Annotated in this window: 3 protein-coding genes and 1 pseudogene; all 4 read left to right on the top strand. The window is 48.5% G+C overall.

All coding sequences use genetic code 11. From position 1 onward, the window contains the following. Positions 1-173, top strand: a pseudogene (locus tag ACS8FD_RS13075) (urease accessory protein UreD); the annotation flags it as partial. Between the two features lie 142 nt (positions 174-315). Continuing rightward, positions 316-618, top strand: coding sequence for an urease subunit gamma (gene ureA / locus ACS8FD_RS13070; protein WP_058369263.1), 303 nt, complete (start codon positions 316-318; stop codon positions 616-618). A gap of 11 nt (positions 619-629) precedes the next feature. Further along, on the top strand, positions 630-983 hold the full coding sequence (locus ACS8FD_RS13065; RefSeq protein ID WP_439261750.1) for an urease subunit beta: 354 nt from the start codon (positions 630-632) through the stop codon (positions 981-983). Continuing rightward, on the top strand, positions 980-2349 hold a 1370-nt coding region (ureC, locus tag ACS8FD_RS13060; RefSeq protein ID WP_439276212.1), incomplete at its 3' end, for an urease subunit alpha. The genes ACS8FD_RS13065 and ureC, both read left to right, overlap by 4 nt.

The following is a 2349-nucleotide window of genomic DNA, read 5'->3' as shown; positions in this document are numbered from 1 at the left end:
ATATACCCGCTGCCGATCACTGGGCAGTTACCTATCGTCGCGGCGTATTGCTGCTACGCTATTTAGGCGTAGAGCGTAACGAAGCGTGGGAGTTATTCCAGCAAGCGCGAGAAGTGCTACGTCCGCGATTGACCGGACACAACGCTATCACACCACGAATTTGGTTGACTTAACGATTGATGCCCAAGCATTTGCTTGGGGGCTGCCAAACGCTTTTATCTGTCTATTTATTAATAATTAATAACATAAGCCTTCTAATGACATAGGCTTTTAATAAAACAATAACGATAACCATAATATAAGAAGGAGTCAGCGATGGAATTAACGCCAAGAGACAAAGATAAATTGCTATTGTTTACCGCAGGGCTACTTGCTGAGCGCCGCAAAGCTAAAGGCCTCAAACTGAATTATCCTGAAGCAATAGCGCTGATCAGTTGCGCCATTATGGAAGGCGCGCGTGAAGGCCGTACCGTGGCAGAGATGATGAGTGCAGGCCGCGAAATCCTTACCCGAGATGACGTCATGGATGGTATCGCTGAGATGATCGAAAGCCTGCAAGTTGAGGCAACCTTTCCCGACGGCACAAAGCTTGTGACCGTTCATAACCCTATTGTCTGAGGAGACTTGCTATGATTCCTGGTGAATATCAGCTAAAGAGCGATGACATTGAGTTATGTGTCGATCGTGAACCTATCACTATCAACGTCGCAAACACGGGTGACCGTCCTATCCAAGTCGGCTCTCACTATCACTTTGCCGAGACCAACGCAGCTCTAGATTTCGACCGAAAAAAAGCTTACGGGCACCGCTTGGCAATTGCGGCAGGTATGGCGATACGTTTTGAGCCGGGTCAACACCGTGATGTACCCTTAATTCCTTTTTCAGGCTTACGCCATATTTATGGTTTCCGTGGTGAGGTAATGGGTCCCTTAGATCAGGATCAGGGTCAGAACCAAAACTCAGACTCAGGAGCGAACTTATGAAAATTACTCGCCAAGCTTATGCAGATATGTATGGTCCAACGACTGGCGATAGAATTCGTTTAGGCGATACTGAGCTGTGGATTGAGATCGAAAAAGACTACACGCATTATGGTGAAGAGGTTATGTTCGGTGGTGGCAAAGTGATTCGTGATGGTATGGGGCAAAGTCAGCGCTGCGACGATGCCGTGATGGATACCGTCATTACCAATGCTATCATTATCGACTGGTGGGGTATCGTGAAAGCCGATGTGGGTCTAAAAAATGGCCACATCGCTGCTATAGGAAAAGCCGGCAACCCTGATACCCAACCTGATGTCGATATCGTCATTGGCCCTGGTACCGAAATTATAGCCGGTGAAGGTCAGATTTTGACGGCAGGTGCTGTCGATACTCATGTGCATTATATTTGTCCGCAGCAGGTGGACGAAGCATTAATGAGTGGCCTAACGACTATGATTGGCGGCGGTACGGGACCAGCGACTGGCTCAATCGCGACCACTCATACCCCAGGTCCCTGGCATCTAGGCAAAATGATGCAAGCCGTGGATGACCTGCCCATTAATATTGGTTTTCTTGGTAAAGGTAGTGCTAGCACGCCAGAAGCGCTGGTGCAACAAGTAGAAGCGGGCGCAATGAGTCTAAAAATCCATGAAGATTGGGGCGCGACTCCAGCCTCTATTAGCAATGCCTTAGATGTGGCCGATCGCTATGATATACAGATTGCTATTCATGCCGATAGCTTAAATGAGTCAGGCTTTGTAGAAGATACAGTAGCGGCGTTTAAAGATCGCTGTATTCATACCTACCATTCTGAAGGTGCTGGTGGTGGTCATGCGCCCGATATTATCGTCGCTTGTAGCCTGCCCAACGTCTTACCATCATCTACCAATCCGACACGCCCTTATACGATTAATACCGTTGATGAGCATCTCGATATGTTGATGGAGTGCCATAATCTAGACCCAAGTATCCCAGAGGACGTCGCCTTTGCCGATTCGCGTATCCGCCGCGAGACTATTGCGGCCGAAGACATCCTCCATGATATGGGGGTGATTTCGATGATTTCATCTGACTCACAAGCGATGGGCCGTATTGGCGAAGTAGTGTGCCGCACTTGGCAAACTGCGCACAAAATGCGCCTACAACGTGGTCTGTTACCAGAAGATGAGGAACGCGGGACGGATAACTTCCGTGTGAAGCGCTACATTGCTAAATACACTATAAATCCAGCCATCACTCATGGCGTTGGTCATGAAGTTGGTTCTATCGAAGTGGATAAGCTGGCAGATTTGGTATTGTGGAAGCCGGGCTTTTTTGGCGTTAAGCCATCAATTATCCTCAAAGGCGGCATGATAGCGGGCGCTGC

The organism is Psychrobacter sp. 1U2 (genome assembly GCF_051847575.1).
The sequence above is the reverse complement of the archived record's forward strand: the minus strand, read 5'-3'. Positions and strand labels throughout refer to the sequence as shown.

Excerpts from the sequence above, each read along its gene's own strand:
- ACS8FD_RS13065 (WP_439261750.1), top strand. The coding sequence starts at position 630 with ATGATTCCTGGTGAATATCAGCTAAAGAGCGATGACATTGAGTTATGT.
- ureA (WP_058369263.1), top strand. The coding sequence starts at position 316 with ATGGAATTAACGCCAAGAGACAAAGATAAATTGCTATTGTTTACCGCA.